This window comes from Klebsiella sp. GN_Kp190 (genome assembly GCF_040061795.1).
In the GTDB taxonomy this organism is placed as follows: domain Bacteria; phylum Pseudomonadota; class Gammaproteobacteria; order Enterobacterales; family Enterobacteriaceae; genus Klebsiella; species Klebsiella michiganensis.
The window spans coordinates 90,547-112,670 of the sequence record NZ_JBEAFN010000006.1 but is presented as its reverse complement, the minus strand read 5'-3'; the positions used below and the strand labels follow the sequence as shown (position 1 = coordinate 112,670).

Annotated in this window: 19 protein-coding genes; 11 read left to right on the top strand and 8 right to left on the bottom strand. The window is 54.2% G+C overall.

The genetic code is table 11. From position 1 onward, the window contains the following. Position 1: 1 nt before the first annotated feature. The 4 genes from dnaB (at position 2) to aphA (ending at position 4,988) form a co-directional block, all read left to right on the top strand. Positions 2-1,417, top strand: a complete 1,416-nt coding sequence (gene dnaB, locus ABLU67_RS04705; protein ID WP_004097788.1) for a replicative DNA helicase — start codon at positions 2-4, stop codon at positions 1,415-1,417. A 151-nt stretch (positions 1,418-1,568) separates the two neighbouring features. After that, on the top strand, positions 1,569-2,648 hold the full coding sequence (alr, locus tag ABLU67_RS04700) for an alanine racemase (protein WP_004097789.1): 1,080 nt from the start codon (positions 1,569-1,571) through the stop codon (positions 2,646-2,648). A gap of 238 nt (positions 2,649-2,886) precedes the next feature. Further along, positions 2,887-4,080 (top strand): aromatic amino acid transaminase, encoded by a 1,194-nt coding sequence (gene tyrB / locus ABLU67_RS04695; protein WP_049079200.1) that lies wholly within the window; start codon positions 2,887-2,889, stop codon positions 4,078-4,080. Positions 4,081-4,274: 194 nt separating this feature from the next. Next, entirely contained in the window at positions 4,275-4,988 is a 714-nt protein-coding gene (gene aphA / locus ABLU67_RS04690) for an acid phosphatase AphA (RefSeq protein WP_348852179.1), read from the top strand. A 13-nt stretch (positions 4,989-5,001) separates the two neighbouring features. Here the strand turns inward: aphA and ABLU67_RS04685 are convergent, their stop codons facing one another. Continuing rightward, positions 5,002-5,139 (bottom strand): hypothetical protein, encoded by a 138-nt coding sequence (locus tag ABLU67_RS04685; protein ID WP_157214916.1) that lies wholly within the window; start codon positions 5,137-5,139, stop codon positions 5,002-5,004. On the opposite strand from ABLU67_RS04685, the gene ABLU67_RS04680 reads away from it, so the two are divergent. Then, the gene (locus tag ABLU67_RS04680; RefSeq protein WP_038423946.1) at positions 5,131-5,547 is read left to right on the top strand and encodes a secondary thiamine-phosphate synthase enzyme YjbQ; all 417 of its coding nucleotides are present in this window, start codon (positions 5,131-5,133) and stop codon (positions 5,545-5,547) included. The genes ABLU67_RS04685 and ABLU67_RS04680 overlap by 9 nt on opposite strands. Before the next feature lie 2 nt (positions 5,548-5,549). Then, positions 5,550-5,903: an MmcQ/YjbR family DNA-binding protein gene (locus ABLU67_RS04675; protein ID WP_004097793.1), complete on the top strand. Its 354-nt coding sequence runs from the start codon at positions 5,550-5,552 to the stop codon at positions 5,901-5,903. A gap of 2 nt (positions 5,904-5,905) precedes the next feature. Here ABLU67_RS04675 and ABLU67_RS04670 read toward each other — a convergent pair whose 3' ends face one another. The 3 genes from ABLU67_RS04670 to uvrA form a co-directional block, all read right to left on the bottom strand. Continuing rightward, the gene (locus tag ABLU67_RS04670; RefSeq protein WP_004097794.1) at positions 5,906-6,223 is read right to left on the bottom strand and encodes a hypothetical protein; all 318 of its coding nucleotides are present in this window, start codon (positions 6,221-6,223) and stop codon (positions 5,906-5,908) included. Positions 6,224-6,225: 2 nt separating this feature from the next. Continuing rightward, positions 6,226-6,636: a hypothetical protein gene (locus tag ABLU67_RS04665; protein WP_014837137.1), complete on the bottom strand. Its 411-nt coding sequence runs from the start codon at positions 6,634-6,636 to the stop codon at positions 6,226-6,228. A gap of 132 nt (positions 6,637-6,768) precedes the next feature. After that, the gene (uvrA, locus tag ABLU67_RS04660) at positions 6,769-9,594 is read right to left on the bottom strand and encodes an excinuclease ABC subunit UvrA (RefSeq protein WP_004097797.1); all 2,826 of its coding nucleotides are present in this window, start codon (positions 9,592-9,594) and stop codon (positions 6,769-6,771) included. 246 nt (positions 9,595-9,840) lie between these two features. Here uvrA and ssb1 point away from each other — a divergent pair, with 246 nt between their 5' ends. Then, complete coding sequence (gene ssb1, locus ABLU67_RS04655; protein ID WP_004097799.1) at positions 9,841-10,368, top strand: single-stranded DNA-binding protein SSB1; 528 nt, start codon at positions 9,841-9,843, stop codon at positions 10,366-10,368. An 86-nt stretch (positions 10,369-10,454) separates the two neighbouring features. On the opposite strand, the gene ABLU67_RS04650 is transcribed toward ssb1, so the two are convergent. Further along, positions 10,455-12,158 (bottom strand): lytic transglycosylase F, encoded by a 1,704-nt coding sequence (locus tag ABLU67_RS04650; RefSeq protein WP_348852178.1) that lies wholly within the window; start codon positions 12,156-12,158, stop codon positions 10,455-10,457. 595 nt (positions 12,159-12,753) lie between these two features. On the opposite strand from ABLU67_RS04650, the gene ABLU67_RS04645 reads away from it, so the two are divergent. Further along, the gene (locus ABLU67_RS04645) at positions 12,754-15,015 is read left to right on the top strand and encodes a TonB-dependent siderophore receptor (RefSeq protein WP_025107697.1); all 2,262 of its coding nucleotides are present in this window, start codon (positions 12,754-12,756) and stop codon (positions 15,013-15,015) included. Positions 15,016-15,283: 268 nt separating this feature from the next. On the opposite strand, the gene ABLU67_RS04640 is transcribed toward ABLU67_RS04645, so the two are convergent. Beyond that, on the bottom strand, positions 15,284-15,634 hold the full coding sequence (locus ABLU67_RS04640; protein WP_014227551.1) for an AraC family transcriptional regulator: 351 nt from the start codon (positions 15,632-15,634) through the stop codon (positions 15,284-15,286). Positions 15,635-16,081: 447 nt separating this feature from the next. Here ABLU67_RS04640 and bamA point away from each other — a divergent pair, with 447 nt between their 5' ends. Both bamA and iraM read left to right on the top strand, forming a co-directional pair. Next, positions 16,082-18,505 carry an outer membrane protein assembly factor BamA gene (gene bamA, locus ABLU67_RS04635; RefSeq protein ID WP_025107695.1) on the top strand — a complete coding sequence of 808 codons (2,424 nt, stop codon included), beginning with the start codon at positions 16,082-16,084 and terminating at the stop codon, positions 18,503-18,505. A 319-nt stretch (positions 18,506-18,824) separates the two neighbouring features. Then, positions 18,825-19,214 (top strand): anti-adapter protein IraM, encoded by a 390-nt coding sequence (iraM, locus tag ABLU67_RS04630; protein WP_004097807.1) that lies wholly within the window; start codon positions 18,825-18,827, stop codon positions 19,212-19,214. A 156-nt stretch (positions 19,215-19,370) separates the two neighbouring features. On the opposite strand, the gene ABLU67_RS04625 is transcribed toward iraM, so the two are convergent. Then, the gene (locus tag ABLU67_RS04625) at positions 19,371-19,652 is read right to left on the bottom strand and encodes a YjcB family protein (RefSeq protein WP_004097808.1); all 282 of its coding nucleotides are present in this window, start codon (positions 19,650-19,652) and stop codon (positions 19,371-19,373) included. Between the two features lie 543 nt (positions 19,653-20,195). Here ABLU67_RS04625 and ABLU67_RS04620 point away from each other — a divergent pair. Further along, the gene (locus tag ABLU67_RS04620; protein WP_025107694.1) at positions 20,196-21,800 is read left to right on the top strand and encodes an EAL domain-containing protein; all 1,605 of its coding nucleotides are present in this window, start codon (positions 20,196-20,198) and stop codon (positions 21,798-21,800) included. On the opposite strand, the gene soxS is transcribed toward ABLU67_RS04620, so the two are convergent. Continuing rightward, positions 21,785-22,114: a superoxide response transcriptional regulator SoxS gene (soxS, locus tag ABLU67_RS04615; RefSeq protein ID WP_004097813.1), complete on the bottom strand. Its 330-nt coding sequence runs from the start codon at positions 22,112-22,114 to the stop codon at positions 21,785-21,787. The genes ABLU67_RS04620 and soxS overlap by 16 nt on opposite strands. Positions 22,115-22,124: the final 10 nt, after the last annotated feature.

Here is a 22,124-nt window from a genome sequence, read left to right as displayed (position 1 = left end):
TATGGCAGGAAATAAACCCTTCAACAAACCACAGACTGAACCCCGCGAGCGTGATTATCAGCTCGATGGGTTGAAGGTCCCGCCGCACTCGATTGAAGCGGAACAGTCGGTGTTGGGCGGTTTAATGCTGGATAACGAACGCTGGGACGATGTTGCCGAGCGGGTTGTTTCGGAAGATTTTTATACCCGTCCGCATCGCCATATTTTCACCGAAATGGCGCGCCTGCAGGAATCGGGCAGCCCGATTGACCTGATTACGCTCGCCGAATCGCTGGAGCGTCAGGGGCAGCTGGACAGCGTCGGCGGCTTCGCCTACCTGGCGGAATTATCGAAAAATACGCCAAGTGCGGCGAACATCAGCGCTTATGCCGATATCGTCCGCGAACGTGCGGTGGTACGCGAAATGATCTCCGTGGCGAATGAAATCGCCGAGGCCGGTTTCGATCCCCAGGGCCGCACCAGCGAAGATCTGCTCGACCTCGCCGAATCCCGGGTGTTTAAAATTGCCGAAAGCCGCGCGAATAAAGACGAGGGGCCGAAGAATATCGCCGACGTGCTCGACGCTACCGTGGCGCGTATTGAACAGCTCTTCCAGCAGCCGCATGACGGCGTCACCGGGGTGAATACCGGCTATGACGATCTCAATAAAAAAACCGCCGGTCTTCAGCCGTCGGACCTGATTATCGTCGCCGCGCGTCCGTCAATGGGTAAGACGACTTTTGCGATGAACCTCGTGGAAAACGCGGCGATGCTGCAGGATAAGCCGGTACTCATCTTCAGTCTCGAGATGCCCTCGGAGCAGATTATGATGCGTTCTCTGGCCTCGCTGTCGCGCGTTGACCAGACCCGCATTCGTACCGGCCAGCTGGATGATGAAGACTGGGCGCGCATTTCCGGCACCATGGGAATTCTGCTGGAAAAACGTAACATCTATATTGATGACTCCTCCGGCCTGACGCCAACCGAAGTGCGCTCCCGCGCGCGGCGCATCGCCCGCGAGCACGGCGGCATCGGTCTTATTATGATCGACTACCTGCAGCTGATGCGCGTGCCGTCGCTCTCCGATAACCGTACGCTGGAAATCGCCGAAATTTCCCGCTCGCTCAAGGCGCTGGCGAAGGAGCTACAGGTGCCGGTGGTGGCGCTGTCGCAGCTTAACCGCTCGCTGGAACAGCGTGCGGATAAGCGCCCGGTCAACTCCGACCTGCGTGAGTCCGGCTCCATCGAGCAGGACGCCGACTTAATCATGTTTATCTACCGTGATGAGGTTTATCACGAAAACAGTGACTTAAAAGGCATCGCTGAAATTATTATTGGTAAACAGCGTAACGGCCCTATCGGGACGGTGCGCCTGACGTTTAACGGTCAGTGGTCACGTTTTGATAATTATGCTGGGCCACAATACGACGACGAATAAATAATTTGGCTATTTTATTTGCGATTTTGGGATTGGGCAGTGCTCGCCATCCTCACGTACTTCAGTACGCTCCGGTGGCTGCGCGCTGGCCGCACCCAAACTCGCTGCATCAATAACGCCAAATTTGAGATAAATAATTCAAGGAATTCAAATGCAAGCGGCAACTGTAGTCATTAACCGCCGCGCTCTGCGACACAACCTGCAACGTCTGCGTGAACTGGCGCCCGCCAGCAAACTGGTTGCGGTGGTGAAAGCGAACGCCTACGGACACGGTCTTCTTGAGACCGCGCGAACGCTCCCGGACGCCGATGCTTTTGGCGTCGCCCGTCTTGAAGAAGCCCTGCGCCTGCGCGCGGGCGGTATCGCCCAGCCGATCCTGCTGCTGGAGGGATTCTTTGAGGCCGCCGACCTGCCGGTGATCTCCGCCCAGCGCCTGCACACGGCGGTACACAGCCCGGAGCAGCTGGCTGCGCTGGAGGAAGCGGATTTACCCGAGCCGGTAACCGTATGGATGAAGCTGGACACCGGGATGCATCGATTAGGCGTTCTGCCCGAACAGGCCGAAGCCTTTTATCAGCGCCTGAGCCAGTGTAAAAACGTCCGCCAGCCGGTCAATATCGTGAGCCATTTTGCCCGTGCGGATGAGCCTGAGTGCGGCGCGACCGAACGTCAGCTGGATATCTTTACCACCTTCACGGAAGGGAAACCGGGGCTGCGCTCAATCGCCGCATCCGGCGGTATATTGCTATGGCCGCAGTCGCACTTCGACTGGGCGCGTCCGGGGATTATTCTCTACGGCGTATCGCCGCTCGACGGTGGATCCACCGGCGCGGATTTTGGCTGCCAGCCGGTGATGTCTCTGACCTCCAGCCTGATCGCGGTCCGCGAGCATAAAGCCGGCGAGCCGGTGGGCTACGGCGGAACCTGGATCAGCGAGCGTGATACGCGTTTAGGCGTTGTGGCGATGGGCTACGGTGACGGCTATCCGCGCGCCGCGCCGTCCGGAACGCCGGTACTGGTTAACGGCCGGGAAGTGCCGATTGTCGGACGCGTGGCGATGGATATGATTTGCGTCGATCTCGGGCCTGAAGCACAGGACCACGCTGGCGACGCGGTCGTGCTGTGGGGCGAAGGCCTCCCCGTCGAGCGGATTGCCGAAATTACAAAAGTAAGTGCTTACGAACTTATTACGCGCCTGACTTCACGGGTATCCATGAAGTACGTGGATTAATGTCAGCCAGCGCGCTTTCCCCCGGTGGCGGCCGACGCCTCATCGGGGCTACGGGTTCGCTACCGGCTACGGGCCGGTAGCCCGGATAAGGCGGTTTAAGCCGCCATCCGGGATGGGCGTTCACGTTGTCGCGTCAAATCCTGCCCGTTCTGTTTTATCCGCCAACATCCCCTCGACCTTCTTTCACATCCAGTTTATTGTGTTATAACGAGCCCATGTAAACCTGGAGAAACATCGCGTGTTTCAGAAAGTTGACGCCTACGCTGGCGACCCCATTCTCTCCCTGATGGAGCGTTTTAAAGACGATCCGCGTAGTGACAAAGTAAATCTCAGCATCGGTCTTTATTACAACGAAGACGGCATCATTCCGCAGCTGAAGGCGGTTGCCGAAGCGGAAGCACGTCTTAACGCCCAGCCGCACGGCGCCTCAATCTATTTACCGATGGAAGGGCTGAACACCTATCGCCACGCGATTGCGTCGCTGCTGTTCGGGGCCGATCATTCGGTACTGGCGCAGCATCGCGTGGCCTCTATTCAGACGCTGGGCGGCTCCGGAGCCCTGAAAGTCGGCGCTGACTTCCTGAAACGCTACTTCCCGGGCTCGCGCGTATGGGTCAGCGACCCGACGTGGGAAAACCACATCGCTATATTTGAAGGGGCTGGATTCGAAGTAAGTACTTACCCTTGGTTTGATGATAAAACCAATGGCGTGCGTTTCGCGGCTTTCCTTGAAAAACTCAATACGCTACCGGAACGCGATATTGTGCTGCTGCATCCCTGCTGCCATAACCCAACGGGAGCCGATCTTACCAACGCTCAGTGGGATCAAGTGGTTGAGGTGCTGAAAGCGCGTAATTTGATTCCTTTCCTCGACATCGCCTATCAGGGCTTTGGCGCCGGCATGGAAGAGGATGCCTACGCTATCCGCGCTATAGCGAACGCCGGGATGCCTATGCTGGTCAGCAACTCGTTCTCGAAAATCTTCTCCCTGTACGGTGAGCGCGTTGGCGGGCTGTCGATCGTCTGTGAAGATACTGAAACCGCGGGGCGCGTACTGGGGCAATTAAAAGCGACCGTGCGTCGCAACTACTCCAGCCCGCCGAACTTTGGCGCGCAGGTGGTTGCGGCGGTGTTGGGCGACAGCGCGCTGAAAGCCTCATGGCTGGCGGAAGTGGAAGGGATGCGCACCCGTATTCTGGCCATGCGTCAGGAGCTGGTTGATGTGCTGAAAGAGACGGTTCCGGGCGGTGATTTTGACTATCTGCTTAAGCAGCGCGGCATGTTTAGCTATACCGGTTTCAGCGCGGCCCAGGTTGACCGCCTGCGCGATGAGTTTGGCGTCTACCTGATTGCCAGCGGCCGCATGTGCGTCGCGGGGCTGAATGCAGGAAACGTGCGCCGCGTAGCGCAGGCGTTTGCTGCGGTAATATAAGTTCTTCCTGACCTTTTGCCCGCGCCAAATCATGACGCGGGCAATTCGCTTCCCGAAGTGTGATCATTCTCTTTTTATATGACATCAGAGCAGAAAAACCTTCCTATCCGCCTTCGCGGGGGGTAAGGTCTGGGTGCATTAATAAGCGTACACATTATTGAAAATTATAACGATTCGATTATTTAGGGAAAAATATGCGCAAGATCACCCTGGCCTTTGGGGCCGTCTGCTTACTGTTCACGCTAAATAGCTCCGTCGTTGCTCGCGCCTCCACACCGCAGCCGCTGTGGACGGGCACCAATATGGCGAAACTCGCCGAACAGGCGCCGATCCATTGGGTTTCCGTCGCCCAGATTGAAAATAGCCTGCTGGGACGCCAGCCGATGGCCGTCGGTTTTGATATTGATGATACCGTCCTGTTCTCCAGTCCGGGCTTCTGGCGCGGGCAGAAAACCTATTCCCCCGGCAGCGATGATTACCTGAAAAATCCGGAGTTCTGGGAAAAAATGAACAACGGCTGGGATGAATTCAGCATGCCGAAAGAGGTGGCGCGCCAGTTGATTGCGATGCACGTAAAGCGCGGCGATAGCATCTATTTCGTTACCGGCCGTAGCCAGACCAAAACCGAAACAGTATCAAAAACCCTGCAGGATGATTTTCTCATCCCGGCGGCGAATATGAACCCGGTTATTTTTGCCGGCGATAAACTTGGCCAGAACACCAAAACGCAGTGGCTGCAGGAGAAAGGGATCAAAGTTTTCTACGGCGATTCGGATAACGATATCTCCGCTGCCCGCGAGGTGGGCGCGCGCGGGATCCGTATCTTGCGGGCCTCAAACTCTTCCTATAAGCCGCTGCCGATGGCGGGCGCTCAGGGTGAAGAGGTCATTGTGAATTCAGAATATTAAGCTGCCCGCCGGCTTAATCATCAATCGCTAAAACGGCAGCCGGCACGCTGCCGTTTTTTTGTGCAAAATAGCGTGCCAAAGGTTTTACCTTTTCGCTTATTGCTGCACACTTAGGAAGGTTCATTAGTAAAAGGAGTGGTTTATGTGGCATCAGCAAACCCTGACGTTAGGCCCGAAAGTACGGGGCTTCCATCTGGTCACTGATGAAATTCTCGGGCAAATCCGCGAAATATCGCGGGTGAAAACTGGCCTGCTGCATTTGCTGCTCCAGCATACATCTGCTTCCCTGACGCTAAACGAAAACTGCGATCCGACCGTTCGCTTCGATATGGAGCAGCATTTTCTGCACGCCGTACCGGATAACGCGCCGTATGAACACGATTATGAAGGTCCTGATGACATGCCCTCGCACATTAAATCGTCGATGCTGGGCGTATCGCTGATGCTGCCCGTACGGGATGGCAGCGTCAGGCTGGGGACCTGGCAGGGGATCTGGCTCGGGGAGCATCGTATTCATGGCGGATCGCGCCATATCATCGCGACGCTGATGGGGGAATAAAAATGACAATTTCGGATTTATTGCAGTACTGCATGGCAAAGCCGGGCGCCGAACAAAGCGTACATAGCGACTGGAAAGCGACGCAGATCAAAGCGGCGGACGTCCTGTTTGCGATGGTAAAAGAGGTTGAGGACAACCGGCCAGCGGTATCGTTAAAGACCAGCCCTGAGCTTGCGGAACTGTTGAGGCAGCAGCATCGCGATGTTCGCCCCAGCAAACATCTCAATAAAGCCCACTGGAGTACGGTGTTTCTTGACGGCTCCCTGCCTGATTCGCAAATTTACTATCTGGTGGATGCTTCCTACCAGCAGGCGCTTGATTCGCTTTCCGAGGCTAAGCGTAAGCTGTTGCCATAGCGCTAAATTCTGCCCAGCAGCGCCAGCAGGGTCACATCAAACAGACGAAGCAGCGTGGACTGCAGATGAGCCTGCATGGCGATCTGTTCGTTGTTGGCGCGAATGCTGGCAATATCGCGCTGCCCTTGCAGGAGCAGAATGAGGTCGTCCTGACTTAACCAGCCGCGCGCTTTCTCCTGTAACGCCTGAAGCGTGAGCATCCCGGCGTCGCGAATGTCGCTGTCTTCATCATTTACAATCGCGTGCATAAGCTGCAACCACTCTGCCGTATTCACGCCGGCGCCGGCCAGCTGGGCGCTTAACTCTTCTATGGTGGACATGCTTATCTCCCTGAACGCTGTTGTTCGCCGTTGATGGCCTGCTGGTAAAGTTTTTCCGTCTGTTGCGCCAGAATTCCGGCCTCGAAAGGCGTCAGCGCTCTCTCCTGGGGGACGACGCGCCGGTACAGCCGCTGATAATTTTTCTCCAGCACGTGAAGATTACTCTGCCGTAGCGCATCGCTATCGCTTAACGCCAGGCTGAATAGCGGGCGAATCTGGCGATCCTCGTAACTGAGCAAGCGTTGGTCGAGTGGCGCTGCCGCCGCGTCGCTGATGAACTGCAGATGAAGCTGTTCCAGCATCAGCAGCTGCTGATGAGCCGTGCTGCTGTAGCCGTCTATCCAGCTGCAGGCGGTCAGCGCGAATAACGCCGCGACGAGCGTAAATCGATAAAGTCCGTGCTTTAAGTACATGATGCATCCTGCAATTTATGGCGGTGGTGCTATCTGATGACAGATGCCGTCCGGCCGCAAATCACAAAATATCAGCGGGAGAAAATGAGAGGAAATGAGGCCTCTTCCCGGGACGGGAAGAGGCAGATGAGATTACTTCAGCATGGGCTTGAGGAAGCGAGCCGTATAGGAGGCCTCGCACTCAGCGACCGTTTCCGGCGTACCGGAAACGAGGATCTCTCCGCCGCCGCTTCCGCCTTCCGGCCCAAGGTCAACGATCCAGTCAGCCGTCTTGATGACATCCAGGTTGTGCTCAATCACCACGATGGTATTCCCCTGGTCGCGCAGCTGGTGCAGAACCTCCAGCAGCTGCTGAATATCGGCAAAGTGCAGACCGGTGGTCGGTTCATCAAGGATATACAGCGTTTGCCCGGTACCGCGTTTGGACAGCTCGCGCGCCAGCTTGACGCGCTGGGCCTCGCCGCCGGAGAGCGTGGTAGCCGACTGACCAAGGCGAATATAGGTCAGACCGACGTCCATCAGCGTTTGCAGCTTACGCGCCAGCGCCGGAACCGCATCGAAGAACTCACGCGCTTCTTCAATGGTCATATCCAGCACTTCATGAATCGTTTTGCCTTTGTACTTAATCTCCAGCGTTTCGCGGTTATAGCGTTTGCCTTTGCACTGGTCGCACGGTACGTAGATATCCGGCAGGAAGTGCATCTCGACTTTGATCACGCCATCGCCCTGGCAGGCTTCACAGCGGCCGCCGCGCACGTTAAAACTGAAGCGGCCGGGCGTGTAGCCACGCGAACGTGATTCAGGTACGCCGGCAAACAGTTCACGGACCGGCGTAAAGACGCCGGTGTAGGTTGCGGGGTTAGAACGCGGCGTACGGCCGATGGGGCTCTGGTCGATATCGATCACTTTGTCGAAATGTTCCAGCCCCTGCACGTCGCGGTAAGGTGCCGGTTCCGCGATGGTGGCGCCGTTGAGCTGACGCTGGGCAATCGGGAACAGCGTGTCGTTGATCAGCGTGGATTTACCCGACCCGGAAACGCCGGTGATACAGGTGAATAGACCCACCGGCAGCGTCAGCGTTACGTCTTTCAGGTTGTTGCCGCGCGCGCCGGACAGCTTCAGCACTTTCTCCGGATTGGCGGGTACGCGCTGTTTCGGCACTTCGATTTTACGCTTGCCGCTCATGAACTGGCCGGTCAGCGATTCCGGCACCGCCATAATATCTTCCAGCTTGCCTTCAGCCACGACCTGACCGCCGTGTACCCCAGCCCCCGGGCCGATATCGATAACGTGGTCGGCGGCGCGAATGGCGTCTTCATCGTGCTCAACGACAATCACGGTGTTGCCGAGGTTTCGCAGGTGGATCAGCGTGCCCAGCAGGCGTTCGTTATCGCGCTGGTGCAGGCCGATAGAGGGCTCATCCAGTACGTACATGACGCCGACCAGGCCTGCGCCGATCTGGCTGGCGAGGCGGATACGCTGCGCTTCGCCGCCGGAGAGGGTTTCCGCCGAACGGGAGAGCGTCAGGTAGTTCAGACCGACGTTGACGAGGAATTTCAGGCGATCGCCAATCTCTTTCAGTACTTTTTCAGCAATTTGCGCACGCTGGCCGGAGAGCTTCAGGTTGTTGAAGAAGTCCATCGCGTGGCCGATGCTCATATCCGAGATGGTCGGCAGCGGGGTATTCTCCACAAACACGTGCCGCGCTTCGCGCTTCAGGCGGGTCCCTTCACAGCTGGTGCAGGGACGGTTGCTGATGAATTTCGCTAACTCTTCACGTACTGCGCTGGATTCCGTCTCTTTATAACGGCGCTCCATATTATGCAGCACGCCTTCGAACGGATGGCGGCGCACCGAGGTATCGCCGCGATCGTTCATATATTTGAATTCAATATTCTCTTTGCCTGAGCCGTACAGAACCACTTTTTGTACGCTGCTATTCAGCGTGCCCCAGGGCGCTTCCACATCGAATTCATAATGTTCCGCCAGCGACTTCAGCATCTGGAAGTAGTAAAAATTGCGCCGATCCCAGCCGCGAATCGCCCCGCCAGCCAGCGACAGCTCTGGGTTCTGAATGACGCGTTCCGGATCGAAATACTGCTGGACGCCGAGACCATCGCAGGTCGGGCAAGCGCCAGCCGGGTTGTTGAAGGAGAACAGGCGCGGTTCCAGTTCGCGCATGCTGTAGCCGCAAATCGGGCAGGCGAAGTTGGCGGAAAACAGCAGCTCTTCGGCTTTCGGATCGTCCATATTGGCGACGATGGCGGTGCCGCCAGATAGCTCCAGCGCGGTTTCAAAAGACTCGGCCAGGCGCGTGCTGAGATCGTCGCGCACCTTAAAGCGGTCAATCACCACTTCAATGGTGTGTTTCTTCTGCAGCTCCAGCTTCGGCGGATCGGAGAGATCGCAGACCTCGCCGTCGATCCTCGCGCGGATGTAGCCCTGCCCGGCGAGGTTTTCCAGCGTTTTGTTATGCTCGCCTTTGCGCTCTTTAATGATCGGCGCCAGCAGCATCAGGCGCTGGCCTTCTGGCTGGGAGAGCACGTTATCGACCATCTGGCTCACGGTTTGCGCCGCCAGCGGGACGTCGTGATCCGGGCAGCGCGGCTCGCCAACGCGCGCGTACAGCAGACGCAGGTAGTCGTGAATTTCGGTAATGGTGCCTACCGTTGAACGGGGGTTGTGGGACGTTGATTTCTGTTCAATGGAAATCGCCGGCGACAGCCCTTCAATATGGTCGACGTCGGGCTTCTCCATCAGCGACAGGAACTGCCGCGCGTAGGCGGAGAGCGACTCAACGTAGCGACGCTGCCCTTCGGCATACAACGTGTCGAAAGCCAGTGAGGATTTGCCTGAACCCGAAAGCCCGGTGACGACAATGAGTTTGTCGCGCGGGATGACGAGGTTGATATTTTTGAGATTGTGGGTGCGGGCGCCCCGAACTTCGATCTTATCCATTCACCTTTCCCGGTAGATACGCGGATTGCCTGGTTTGTTAGAAGGACAAACGGCAGAAACGGCTAATTATGACACAATTTAACCTGTTTGAATATACAGTATTGGAATGCATTTTCCGGTGGGATGTGTAAAAATGTCGCACCGCGAGAGTTATCTGGAACCTACTTCCCAGCTATCAACATAGCACCTGGAAATGGTACACTCGCGCGTTTACACTATTAAGAAACGCATTCAGGAGACACAAACATGGCCAGCAGAGGCGTAAACAAGGTGATTCTCGTCGGTAATCTGGGCCAGGACCCGGAAGTACGCTACATGCCGAGTGGTGGCGCAGTTGCCAACATTACGCTGGCTACTTCCGAATCCTGGCGTGATAAAGCGACCGGTGAGATGAAAGAGCAGACCGAATGGCACCGCGTTGTGCTGTTCGGCAAACTGGCGGAAGTGGCCGGCGAGTATCTGCGTAAAGGTTCTCAGGTCTATATTGAAGGCCAGCTGCGTACCCGTAAATGGACTGACCAATCCGGTCAGGAAAAATACACCACCGAGGTTGTCGTTAACGTTGGCGGCACGATGCAAATGCTCGGCGGTCGTCAGCAGGGCGCGGGCGCCCCGGCAGGCGGTGGTCAGCAGCAGGGCGGTTGGGGCCAGCCTCAGCAGCCGCAGGGCGGAAACCAGTTCAGCGGCGGCGCGCAGTCTCGTCCGCAGCAGCAGGCGCCAGCTGCCCCTTCCAATGAGCCGCCGATGGACTTTGATGACGATATTCCGTTCTAACGAAGCGTTAGCGTCGTAAAGTCATCTCTGAAAAAGCCCCTGTTCGGGGCTTTTTCTATTTTGTCACCCAGGCCATCTGCGCTATTTCACTGCGTGGCAGGTGCGGCAGGCGTGGCAGGTGTGGCAGGCGTGGCAGGTGCGGCAGGCGTGGCAGGTGTGGCAGGTGCGGCAGGCGTGGCAGGTGTGGCAGGCGTGGCAGGTGCGGCAGGCGTGGCAGGTGTGGCAGGTGTGGCAGGTGTGGCAGGTGTGGCAGGTGCGGCAGGCATCCCCACTGTCGGCACGACCTGATTTTTGGAGGCCGTCGTCGCCTGCTGTTTACGCGCTATTTCATCCACGATCAGCCGGTAAGCGATGTAATATTTATAGATATTGCTGACATAGCTTACGGTCTCGGAGCCGATCTTCTCGGCGGCCAGATACTCCACGTTGCCAAACCAGACGTTCGGATCAAAACCGCGCTTTTTGGTATCCGCCCGCAGCCGGGCGATGCGCGCGGGGCCCGCGTTATAAGAAGCGAATGAGAATAGCGCCTTATCAAGCTGGGTCATCGGTTCATCGCCATAGTAGCGGTCTATCATCCAGCGCATATATTTCACCCCGGCATGAATGTTGGGGTCGAGCTGCTTAATATCGCCGACCTTCAGCTCCTTGCCGGTGCTCGGCATTACCTGCATAACGCCAATTGCGCCGACGTGGCTACGCACCGACTGATTTAGCCGCGACTCCTGATAGCCCTGCGCGGCCATCAGCAGCCAGTCAACATCGTAGCGATCGCCATATTTGCGGAAGATCTCCACCATGGTCAGAAATTTACGCCGCTCTTTTTGCGCCGCCGCGTTTTTAACGTACCTGGCATCCTTCAGGTAGCGCAGCAGAATCGTATTACCCAGCTTGCTGCCCTGACGATTCTTGTTGATGAATTCATTAAGCAAGGCCAGCAGCTGCGGGCTATTGTTGCGTACCGCCCAGCCGATATTGCCTTCCTTGCGCAGAATGATGTTCTGATGAACCTGAATGTTGGGGAAAACCTGTTTCCAGAACAGAGCCTTGTGGCGGTCGACGACGGTCAATGGAATCAGGCCCGCGTTAAGCATCTCTATCAGATCTTCATCCTCCAGCGCTTCGGGCGCCGGTTCGATGGTGATGGGGGGCAGCGATTGCTGGGCAAAACGCGCGTTGAGCGCGACCAGGCTCTCGTAATAGCTCGATGAGGTACGCACAAAGACCGTTTTACCGGAAAGCTGCTGCAGATTTTCCACTTTGGGCGAGCCGGGGCCGGAAAGAAGCAGCTCCTGAACGTGAGAGTAGATTGGCGCGGTAAAGGTCATCTCCTGCTGGCGAGCGGGGGTAATCGTCAGGTTGGCGGCGATAATATCCCCCTTACCAGAGTTAAGCGCGCTGATGAGCTGGTCGCGGGCAACCGGAACAAAGATGATACGGACCTTAAGATGACGATGTTTGAGCTTTTTCTCCTTCGTCAGGCTTTGATTGAGGCTTCGCTCAAACTCCATAAAAATATCGTGAGTGGCGCCGCGCTGCGTCCCTTTGTTAATAAAGAAAAAGGTTTTGCTGAAGGTGGTTAATACGCGAATGGTTCGCCGGTCGAGCATACCCGGTAAATCTCCCTTCCATGGCTGCAGCATATCGTCAACGTTGACTTCCAGGGCCTCGCGCTCCTCGGGCTCTGACAGTTTATTCTCTGTGGCGGCGTAAACGGATGTGAAGCATAGCAGGGCGGCAAGGCATGCAAGTCCGCCGACAAGGTATCGATAGAACGACGACGTATTCATGGCGCGGTGCTCCGCAGGAGGATTTCCTTATTTTAGTCAATTTCTGGCCGTTAGCATGCCCGGCGATCGAGAATGTCGGTCGGTTAATCAGCTATTTTATTAATTAACAGGCTCAGTATTTATAGTGAAATAATAAAGAAATAAATATCGGTAATTATGGAGAGAATATGCTCGGATTGTGTTTTTTTAGTGTGGATATATTTTGATTATTTAAAGTGCAAATAAGGAGTAAACGTAAGTAATCATTTCATCTTTTTGTTTTTATTGAATTATTTAAAATTATTGCTGTGATGCATAATTATCCACTTGATAATAAATCTCATTTCTAATAACGTTGTGTGGCACAATACTCCTATTACTGCTGTTCGGCGAATGCTATCAAAGAATAGCGCGGTGCGTTTATTTCTTCATTTTTGCCAGAGTAATAAATCTATTTTGGTCGCTCATTATTTATTACTATCCCTATTTAAACGGGAGGGCCTGACTACGCCAAAAAAAGAGATGTTACGCCAGGCATGGAAGACATGACCGGTGTTTATCTGGCGGATGAAGAAGGCGTGCCCCGACGGCTAAAAAGAAAAACAGGGCATATTCCATGAAATACGATTCACACTACTCGCTGGCCGTGCTGATCCCGATGGCCATCTGGGGAGGGATGCTGCCGGCGCAGGCCGCTGACAGCAACACGCCAGACGATACGAAGAAATCAGAAACGGCTACGGCAAATGATGACGAAACCATGGTGGTCACCGCGGCGGCGCAGACGCTGCAAGCGCCCGGCGTATCGACCATCACCGCTGAGGAGATCCGTAAACATCCGCCCGCGCGCGATGTCTCTGAGCTGATTCGTACCCAGCCCGGCGTCAACCTCACCGGCAACTCCACCAGCGGCCAGCGCGGTAATAACCGTCAGGTCGATATTCGCGGCATGGGGCCGGAGAACACCCTGATTCTGGTGGATGGTAAACCGGTGACCAGCCGTAATTCCGTGCGCTATGGCTGGCGCGGCGATCGAGATACGCGAGGTGATACCAGCTGGGTACCGGCGGAAATGATCGACCATATCGACGTGATTCGCGGCCCTGCGGCGGCCCGCTACGGTAATGGCGCGATGGGCGGGGTGGTAAATATCGTCACCAAACCGGCCACCAGCGAATGGCATGGATCATGGAATACCTATATGAACGCACCTCAGCACCGTAAAGAGGGCGCGACGAAGCGGACAAACTTCAGCCTCAATGGCCCGCTATCGGATGAGGTCAGCTTTAATTTATGGGGAAATCTGAGCAAAACGCAGGCCGATGCCCAGGATATTAATTCCGGTCACGAAGCGGCGCGAACCGGTAGCTATGCGGGATCGTATCCGGCTGGACGCGAAGGCGTAGTGAATAAAGATATCCACGGTAAGCTGCGCTGGGAATTTGCGCCGATGCAGGCGCTGGAGTTTGAAACCGGCTACAGCCGCCAGGGCAACCTGTATGCAGGCGATACCCAGAATACCAATACCAGCACGCTGGTGAAAAGTATGTACGGTAAAGAGACCAACCGCCTCTATCGTCAGACTTATGGCGTCACGTGGACCGGCGGCTGGGATAACGGCGTGACCAGCAATACTTACGCGCAGTATGAGCACACCCGTAACTCGCGTATGAACGAGGGTCTGGCGGGGGGAACGGAGGGGATCTTCTCCAGCAGCGAATTCTCCGATATCGACCTGTCGGATGTGCTGCTGCACAGCGAGGTGAATATTCCGTTTACCCTGGGATTCGAGCAGAATCTGACGCTGGGTACCGAGTGGAACCAGCAGCGGATGAAAGATGGCGTATCGACCACCCAGTCGCTCTCTTATGGCTCCATTGACGGTATCTCGGCAACCGGGCGTAGCCCCTATTCCAGCGCCGAGATTTTCTCGCTGTTTACCGAAGATAATATCGCGCTGACCGAGAGCACTATGCTGACGCCGGCTCTGCGCTTCGACCATCACAGCATCGTTGGCAATAACTGGAGCCCATCGCTGAACCTCTCGCAGGGGCTGTCGGATGACTGGACGCTGAAGCTGGGCATCGCCCGCGCCTATAAAGCGCCAAACCTTTATCAGCTCAACCCGAACTATATTCTCTACAGCAACGGCCAGGGCTGCTATGCCAGCAGCTCAGCCTGTTACCTGATGGGGAACAGCGATCTGAAGGCGGAAACCAGCGTTAATAAAGAGATTGGCCTTGAGTATAAGCACAACGGCTATCAGGCGGGGCTGACCTGGTTCCGTAACGACTATCATAACAAGATTGAATCGGGCTACTCGGCGGTGGGAACGGCCAGCAACGGCACGACCAATATTTATCAATGGGAAAACGTACCGAAGGCGCTGGTTGAAGGGCTGGAAGGCTCATTAAACCTGCCGGTAAGCGAAACGGTCAACTGGAGCAACAACCTGACGTGGATGCTGCAGAGTAAGAACAAGACCACCGGCGATCGCCTGTCGGTGATCCCGCAGTTCACCCTTAATTCGACCGTCAGCTGGCAGGTACGCGACGATCTTTCGCTGCAAAGTACTTTCACCTGGTATGGCCGACAAAAACCTAAGCGCTTCAACTATAAGGGCGAGGCGGTATCCGGCAGCGAGCTGAATGAAGTGAGTCCTTACAGTATCGTCGGGCTCAGCGCGACCTGGGATGTGAATAAAAACCTGAGCTTGACCAGCGGCGTGGATAACCTGTTCGATATTCGCCACTACCGCGCCGGTAACGCGCAGACCACGGGGAATTCGACGACCGGCGCCTATCTGTATGGCGCGGGCGCGGAGACCTATAATGAATCGGGTCGGACGTTTTATGTCAGCGTGAATACGCACTTCTGATTATCTATTCAAACACCCGCCGGGATAGTGAACTATTCCGGCTTTTTATTTTTTATGTCGGGGAAAAAGGCAGTGATATAAATGATGACAAAATCTCCACGGCTTCTACACAATTAACTCAACTTAGCAGCTTACACTGTTTCCTGTTGATCGGGTCTGCTTGATCCCGGAAACGATTAACGGTGGCATCCTGCCATTTCCATTCTAACGTTGTGTTCCTCTTCCCCCTTCCATTCCCAACCGCAGCAATGCGGAGGAGGGGGATCCCCTATCCGGAGATACACAGGATTTTGCGAAACTGGCCAGGCGTAATCGCATAGTATCTTTTAAAGGTACGGTTAAAGGCGCTGATATCTTCATAGCCCGCCATAATACAAATATCAACGATGCGAAAAGCCGGTTTAACCTTTAATAAATCAAGGGCTAATTGCATCCGCTGTTGGCGAATATAGGCCATTGGCGACATGTTAAAATAGTGACGAAACAGGCGAAAAAGATGCCATTCAGAATAGCCGGAAAAGAGGCTCAGCGCCCGCATGGTGAGCCTCTTTTCAAGATTGTTTTTTATCCATTGCACCAGCTCGCTAAGCACTGAGCGCTGAATTTCATTTCGTGGCATGATATCTACTCATTTCATTATAATGGCAATCTGGCTGCATAATTTATTCACTATCTCTTCATTTTATCTACGGGGTTATAGGTTAGTTTGTGGCTGTTCTTGGTTTATCCCAGAGAGCATCATTCCTAACAAGATCTTTTTCCCCCTTTCAACCAATGAGAAAGGGGGCTTTTTGTTTTTTTTTAATTAAAAAACAAAAGATGTTGAATTTTAATATTGCCAGGAAATGCTTATCTGACTGGGTGGGAGAAGGAAAGTTCCATTAAAAAATAATTTTTTCACCATTCTCATATATCCATTTTTTCTCCATTTTCTCGTCATAATTGCGTGCAATTCTGCGCCTCGTTCAGGTTATTTAAAACGGCGTCAGAATCTGTCTGGCGCAATGAACTGCATTATTCCCAGCAGGTATCTGCTATTGCCAAATATCTTTTAGACGACACCTCCATGCTAAAAAAAACGAGTCTCATCGCCGGTCTATTGATTTCCCCTTTAACGCTTTACGCATCAACCGCCTATACGGTAGATGACATTCGTTTCGAAGGGCTACAGCGCGTTACCGTTGGCGCTGCGCTACTGAGCATGCCTGTTCATACGGGAGAAGAGGTTTCTAACGAGGATATCAGTGATTCGGTCCGCGCCCTGTACGCCAGCGGCAACTTTGAGAACGTGCAGATCCTGCGCGATGGCAGCACGCTGGTGGTGCAGGTCACAGAGCGGCCAACCATCGCTAAAATCAGCTTTTCCGGGAACAAATCCGTTAAGGATGATGCCCTCAAGGAGAATCTGGCCGCCAGCGGTATTGAAGAAGGCAGCGCGCTGGATCGCAATGCGCTCACGGAAATAGAAAAGGGGCTCCAGGATTTCTATTACAGCGTCGGGAAATATAGCGCTCAGGTCCATGCTGTCGTCACGCCGCTACCGCGTAATCGCGTTGATTTAACCTTTGTCTTTCAGGAGGGGGTATCGGCAAAAATTGCGCAAATTAATATTATTGGCAACCAGGCCTTTAGCGCAGAAACATTGCTGGACCAGCTGCAGCTTCGCGACAGCGTTCCGTGGTGGAACGTGATTGGCGATAAGAAATACCAAAAGCAAAAAATGGCGGCGGATCTTGAGACCATCCGTAGCTATTATCTCGATCGCGGCTACGCGCGTTTTACCATTAACTCCAGTCAGGTCAGTATTACTCCGGATAAAAAATCGCTGTATATCACGATCAATCTTACCGAAGGCGATCGTTATAACGTGGCCAGTACGGTCGTGACCGGCGATATGGCGCAGCATAACCAGGAAATTGAAGCGCTGGTGAAGCCTTTAGCGGGGAAATGGTACAGCGGCGCGGAAATCACGGCGGCTGAGAACAGCATTAAGACGCTGCTGGGAAAATACGGCTATGCCTGGCCGCAGGTTAATACCGCGCCGGATATTGATGAGACGAAAAAAAGCGTCGTTTTGCATATTAACGTCAATGCCGGACGCCGTTATTCGGTTCGTCAGATTCGCTTTGAGGGTAACGATACTTCCCGCGATGCGGTGCTGCGTCGCGAAATGCGCCAGATGGAAGGCGCGTGGCTGAATGACGAGAAAGTCGAGCAGGGGAAAACGCGGCTGGATCGTACCGGATTTTTTGAAACCGTCGACAAGCAGATCGTTCCGGTAAGCGGTAGCCAGGATCAGGTGGACGTGGTCTATAAGGTGAAGGAGCGCAATACCGGCTCCTTTAACGTTGGTCTGGGCTTTGGTACCGACAGCGGCGTGAGCTACCAGCTCGGCGTCACTCAGGATAACTGGCTGGGGACCGGCAATAGCGTCAGCTTCAACGGCACGCGCAACAGCTACCAGTCCTATATTGAGCTGGGAGCGACGAACCCTTACTTCACCGTGGATGGCGTCAGCCTCGGCGGCAAAATTTTCTACAACAGCTACGACGCCTCGGATGCCGATTCCGGAAGCTACAACCAGCAAAGCTACGGCGTTGGCAGTACGCTGGGATTCCCGATTAGCGAGAATAACGCCCTCAACCTTGGCCTGGACTATGTCCATAACCGCCTGACCAATATGGAGCCGGAGCTCACCACCTGGAGCTATCTTAACTCACGTGGCATCTATCCTGACGTCGTCACCAAAGACGGCGACAGCGGTGCGACCTATAGCGCCAATGACTATTTTGCCAGCGTTGGCTGGAGCTATAACAACCTCGATCGCGGTTTCTTCCCGCGGGCTGGGAATAAAAGCAGCCTGACCGCCAAGGTTACCGTACCCGGTTCGGATAACAGCTATTACAAAGTGACTTTCGATACCACCCAATATATGCCGCTGGCCGAGAGCAAAAGCTGGGTATGGATGGAGCACCTGCGCGCGGGCTATGCCGATGGGCTGAACGGCAAATCGGTGCCGTTTTACGATAACTTTTATGCCGGCGGATCGTCGTCGGTTCGCGGTTTTTCGTCGAATACGATTGGCCCAAAAGCGGCTTATTATCGTTGTAATGGTTCTGAAAGCAGCTACAGCACCTGTCCGCTGGACTCATCATCCGATGCGGTTGGCGGTAACGCGATGGCGGTGCTGAACAGCGAGTTTATTGTGCCGACGCCGTTTGTGAATGACAAATATGCCGACAGCCTGCGAACGTCGCTATTCCTCGACGCCGGTACGGTATGGAGCACCTCCTGGCAAAATACCGGCCAGACGCTGGCGGCCGGGATCCCGGACTATGGCGATCCGTCGCATATCCGGATGTCTGCCGGGATTGCGGTGCAGTGGATGTCGCCACTGGGCCCGCTGGTGTTCTCCTGGGCCGAACCCTTTAAAAAATACGATGGTGATAAAGCCGAGCAGTTCCAGTTTAATATTGGTAAAACCTGGTAATCCTGCTGCTTATTATTTGAAGGAGAGCTCGGTTCTTTGTGGTAAATGCTAAAAATAGTACCGCAGGCTACCGCTGTGGGTAGCCTGTAATTAATTGTCAGTATATTCTTATTTATGTATATTCCTGCGGGGCGCGCTTCTGGCTATTATGGTTAACCATTCATTATTAGAACACTATATTTAAGGTAAGCCTTATTGAGTACGGGTGGTATTGAGTATTGTCTGATATCACATTATTAATCGATAACCTTGCGGTTAGCTATCATGGATGCTATCACTATATAGAGTCATTTATCAGCAATGCCAGCAAGGATAAAAAATGAAATGGACTATTCATAATACGCTTGTCTGCCCGTATTCCGGCGTGGCTTTTTCTTCGATTTCCAGCCTGCGGTTTTTAAAGTTTATTCTTTGGTATGAAGCCGACATTTTATTACTGCCGGGAGAGTCGATGAAGCTCTACTCGTCCAGCGTGTTAATTAACGAGCAATATCATGCGGTAAAGGTTTATAACATCACGCGATACGATGAAGCCCAGTGGGAGAAATTGCGGGAGCGGCCTTCTTGTCCGTATCAATCTACTGCCACGACGGCAAACGCCTGTTCTTACCAGGCGCACTGCGCAATAAAACGCTGCCCGAACAACTTTCCACGCGGGCTATTGGGCAGTCGTCCGTCGGCCAGCGGAAGCGTTATAACCAGACCATAATGGTGTCATCGCTGCGGTTTATATCGGTGATGGGGTTAGGCTGTCGCAGAGGGGGAAATCGCGGGTGGCGGTGCTGTGCACCTGTCCGGGCAACCGGTTCACCGCCGTCTGGTGGTCCGGTTAGCGACATCGGCGCCCGGATAAGGTGGGCCGACATCAGGTCATCATCATCGGCCATTCGGGCGGAGTCTGGCTCATGACTTCAATCATCACGTCCTTGATATTGCCCCAGATTTTCGCCACGTCCAGCAGCGTAATGCCTAACAGACCGGTGGCGAACCAGCAGGCTGCGGCCAGGCCCATACAGCTACAAATCACCGCTAAACCGGCATAATCGCTTTTACGTAGCTGAATGTTCAACGAGCTGGCCAGAAACATCAGCACTGCGCTCACGAGTGGCCAGCGCAAAAGCACGACACTGGTAGTAATGGAAGCCATCAACCTATCCTCAACGAAATTTGGGAGCCTTTGACAACCGGATGAGACTGACGATGGAACGGCGCTCTGGCTATCTTCAGGCAAACAAGATCGTAATGAAACAACGTTTTTGTTTCATCAGCTAATGTGAACTATATCACACTTGTTCTTTTATTCACCAGCCAAAAATGGTGTTTTCTTGCGCTTATTAGCCATGTAAATAGCAGGGTTAATAAGGAGGGCGCGGGGCTTTCTTGCAATGTGAAGGCTGATTATAAGGGATTATCGGCGGTTTTGGTTTTTTAATAAGGTTTATGTTCTGCGGATTTTATTACTTATTCTGGCTAATTATACGGATAAACCGAATGACATAGTGGGGCTAATCTCATTATGTTGAGAATGTTTCTCCAGTGGTCCTATAAGCCAGTATTATTCATAATTCATCGTCATGAGGTTTTTACGTCAAAGCGTGGGTTGCTGAGATGCTCCGTTCATATCACAGTAAGCAGAGTTATCGGGGCTGTTCACCTTGATTAAGGCGTATCGCATGGATAAAAAGCGGAAATGAATCATAGCGCGCCGCATAAGGCGTTGAGAATATTTGGCATCGTGCTGGTCATTCTGCTGCCGGTGCTGCTGGCGTTGTGGTTTGCGCAAATTCGCGCCAAAGCGGAAACCGCCGATCAGCTGAGGCTGTTTTCTCGACTGGCGCTGCAAAAAACGGAGATGGTGATTCGTGAAGCCGACGAAGCGCGCGATAAAGCCCGCTTGTATCAGGGAGCGATATGTTCACCACAGCATCAGCAATATTTGCTCGGTATTGTTCGCGGCCTGCTCTATATCGACGATTTAATCTACGCCAACGGCACCCATTTCTTCTGCTCCACTTCGGTTCGCCGCCAGACGGGGTGGCAAATTCCGGCCGCAACCTATACCAAAAAGCCGGATGTCGCGATTTACTACTACCGCGAGACCCCTTTCTACCCTGGCTATGCGATGAACTATATGCAGCGCGGCAACTATGTGGTGGTGGTTAATCCGCTCTCATACAGCGCGTTGATCACCAGCGACCGCGACCTCGCCTGGGGCGTTTTTGATACCAAAACCCACCAGTTTTTTTCCGTCAGCAAGAATGCCGACCCCGATGAGCTGCATCGCCTGATTCGCGCTGAAGCGTCTTTATTTCACCAGGACGGCCGCGTTTATACCATCGCCCATTCCACCGTTCGCCCGATAGCCGTCATTATGTCCACTTCGCGCGTCAGCTATTATCAGAATTTTTATAATCAGGTGACCCTGACGCTACCGCTGGGGCTGATTTGCAGCGTATTGCTCCTGCTGGTGTGGTCGCGCACCCGTCAGCAGTACCACTCTCCGCGGAAGATGCTGCAGCGCGCGTTAAACCGTCGTCAGCTGTGCCTTCACTATCAACCGGTTATCGATATTAAAAATAACCGCTGCGTCGGTACCGAAGCATTATTGCGCTGGCCAGGCTTTGATGGGCCGGTGATGAGTCCGGCGGAGTTCATTCCGATGGCGGAAAATGAAGGGATGATCGCCCAGGTCACCGACTATGTCATCGATGAGGTATTTTCCGACCTGGGCGAGTTTCTGGCGCGGCAGCCGCATCTGTACGTGGCGATTAACCTCTCCGCTTCCGATTTCCATTCCGCACGCTTGATTGAGCACATCAACGAGAAGATCCAGCGCTACGCGGTCAAGGCGGAACAAATCAAAATCGAAGTGACCGAACGCGGGTTTATCGACGTGGCGAAAACGACGCCGGTGATCCAGGCTTTCCGCGATGCGGGATATGAAATCGCCATCGATGATTTCGGCACCGGCTACTCCAACCTGCACAATCTTCATGCGCTCAACGTCGACGTTCTGAAGATTGATAAATCTTTTGTCGACATGCTGACGAGCAATACCACCAGCCACCTGATTGCCGAGCATATTATCCAGATGGCAAACAGCCTGCATTTAAAAATCGTGGCTGAAGGCGTCGAAACGGCAGAGCAGGTAGCCTGGCTCCAGCAACGCGGCGTGCAGTACTGTCAGGGGTGGCACTTTGCGAAAGCGATGCCGCCGCAGGAGTTCATGCTGTGGCTGGCGAATGAGCGCACCTGCCTCAGCCCCTATCAGCCGCACTATCAGGCAGAAATTTGATGGCGATAGGCGGTCGGCGTTCGGTCAAATTCGCGACGGAACACCCGCGAGAAGGTTTGCTGCGACACGTAGCCGAGATCCATCGCGATATCAAAAATAGGGCGCTGGGTGGTTCTTAGCGCTTCCGCGGCGAGCAGCAGGCGGCGCTGGCGAATGTAATCGCCCAGCGTTTGATGCATCACGGCGCGGAACATCCGCTGCAGATACCATTTCGAGTATCCCGATTTTCTGGCGACTATATCAATGTTAAGTGGTTGATCGATATGTTCATCAATCCATTCAATAAGCGTTTGGATAATATCCTGATGGGACATAAAGCGGCCT

What these genes read in the sequence shown, in the direction of transcription:
- ABLU67_RS04620 (WP_025107694.1), top strand. Translation starts at nt 20,196, where the DNA reads ATGAATCATAGCGCGCCGCATAAGGCGTTGAGAATATTTGGCATCGTG.
- aphA (WP_348852179.1), top strand. Translation starts at nt 4,275, where the DNA reads ATGCGCAAGATCACCCTGGCCTTTGGGGCCGTCTGCTTACTGTTCACG.
- ssb1 (WP_004097799.1), top strand. Translation starts at nt 9,841, where the DNA reads ATGGCCAGCAGAGGCGTAAACAAGGTGATTCTCGTCGGTAATCTGGGC.
- bamA (WP_025107695.1), top strand. Translation starts at nt 16,082, where the DNA reads ATGCTAAAAAAAACGAGTCTCATCGCCGGTCTATTGATTTCCCCTTTA.
- ABLU67_RS04650 (WP_348852178.1), bottom strand. Translation starts at nt 12,158, where the DNA reads ATGAATACGTCGTCGTTCTATCGATACCTTGTCGGCGGACTTGCATGC.
- uvrA (WP_004097797.1), bottom strand. Translation starts at nt 9,594, where the DNA reads ATGGATAAGATCGAAGTTCGGGGCGCCCGCACCCACAATCTCAAAAAT.
- ABLU67_RS04640 (WP_014227551.1), bottom strand. Translation starts at nt 15,634, where the DNA reads ATGCCACGAAATGAAATTCAGCGCTCAGTGCTTAGCGAGCTGGTGCAA.
- ABLU67_RS04685 (WP_157214916.1), bottom strand. Translation starts at nt 5,139, where the DNA reads ATGCCACATAAACCACTCCTTTTACTAATGAACCTTCCTAAGTGTGCA.
- soxS (WP_004097813.1), bottom strand. Translation starts at nt 22,114, where the DNA reads ATGTCCCATCAGGATATTATCCAAACGCTTATTGAATGGATTGATGAA.
- ABLU67_RS04625 (WP_004097808.1), bottom strand. Translation starts at nt 19,652, where the DNA reads ATGGCTTCCATTACTACCAGTGTCGTGCTTTTGCGCTGGCCACTCGTG.
- iraM (WP_004097807.1), top strand. Translation starts at nt 18,825, where the DNA reads ATGAAATGGACTATTCATAATACGCTTGTCTGCCCGTATTCCGGCGTG.
- ABLU67_RS04645 (WP_025107697.1), top strand. Translation starts at nt 12,754, where the DNA reads ATGAAATACGATTCACACTACTCGCTGGCCGTGCTGATCCCGATGGCC.
- ABLU67_RS04680 (WP_038423946.1), top strand. Translation starts at nt 5,131, where the DNA reads ATGTGGCATCAGCAAACCCTGACGTTAGGCCCGAAAGTACGGGGCTTC.
- dnaB (WP_004097788.1), top strand. Translation starts at nt 2, where the DNA reads ATGGCAGGAAATAAACCCTTCAACAAACCACAGACTGAACCCCGCGAG.
- ABLU67_RS04665 (WP_014837137.1), bottom strand. Translation starts at nt 6,636, where the DNA reads ATGTACTTAAAGCACGGACTTTATCGATTTACGCTCGTCGCGGCGTTA.
- ABLU67_RS04670 (WP_004097794.1), bottom strand. Translation starts at nt 6,223, where the DNA reads ATGTCCACCATAGAAGAGTTAAGCGCCCAGCTGGCCGGCGCCGGCGTG.
- alr (WP_004097789.1), top strand. Translation starts at nt 1,569, where the DNA reads ATGCAAGCGGCAACTGTAGTCATTAACCGCCGCGCTCTGCGACACAAC.
- ABLU67_RS04675 (WP_004097793.1), top strand. Translation starts at nt 5,550, where the DNA reads ATGACAATTTCGGATTTATTGCAGTACTGCATGGCAAAGCCGGGCGCC.